Origin of the sequence: Burkholderia sp. Bp9090, from assembly GCF_003857985.1 — a bacterium.
Lineage (GTDB): Bacteria > Pseudomonadota > Gammaproteobacteria > Burkholderiales > Burkholderiaceae > Burkholderia.
On the sequence record NZ_QTPV01000109.1, the window covers coordinates 1 to 868 of the forward strand.

General features: G+C 65.0%; 1 protein-coding gene. It reads right to left on the reverse strand.

Features of this window, described 5'->3' with window-relative positions; genetic code table 11:
• A partial coding sequence (locus DIE16_RS36295; protein ID WP_124894423.1) for an aminotransferase occupies positions 1 to 868 on the reverse strand: 868 nt, incomplete at both ends.

Sequence of the window (868 nt, forward strand, 5' to 3'; positions counted from 1 at the left end):
TGTCGTGCTTCACGCGCTCGACGATCCCTTCGTCGCGCAGCAGCTTCAGGTTCGCGACCGCCACCGCCGCCGCGACCGGGTGCCCCGAGTACGTGAGCCCGTGATTGAATTCGCCGTTGTCGATGATCGGGCGCGCGACGCGTTCGTGGATGCCCACCGCGCCCATCGGCACGTAACCCGAGGTCAGGCCCTTGGCCATCGTGATCAGGTCCGGCTCGAAGCCGAAGTGCTGGTGCGCGAACCATTCGCCGGTGCGGCCGAAGCCGCCGATCACTTCGTCGGCGACGAGCAGGATGTCGTACTTGCGGCAGATCCGCTGGATTTCCGGCCAGTACGTCGACGGCGGGAAGATCACGCCGCCCGCGCCCTGGAACGGCTCGCCGATGAACGCCGCGACGTTCTCCGCGCCGAGCTCCAGGATCTTCGCCTCGAGCTGCTGCGCACGCGCGAGGCCGAACGCTTCGGGCGTTTCGCCGGCTTGCGCTTCGCCGAAGAAATACGGCTGGTCGATGTGCACGATGTTCTCGACCTTCGACGGCATCTGCTCGTGCATGTAGCCCATCCCGCCGAGCGTGCCGCCCGCGATCGTCGAGCCGTGATAGCCGTTCCTGCGCGAGATCACGTATTTCTTCTGCGGCTTGCCCTGCACGCGCCAGTACTGGTGCACGAGACGCAGCACGGTGTCGTTGCCTTCCGAGCCGCTGTTGCAATAGAAGAAGTGATTGAAGCCCGCGGGCGTCACTTCGGCGAGCATCGCCGACAGTTCGATTACCGGCGGGTGCGTGGTCTTGAAGAACGTGTTGTAGAACGGCAGTTCCTGCAGTTGGCGATATGCGGCATCGGCAAGTTCCTTGCGGCCGTAGCCGAC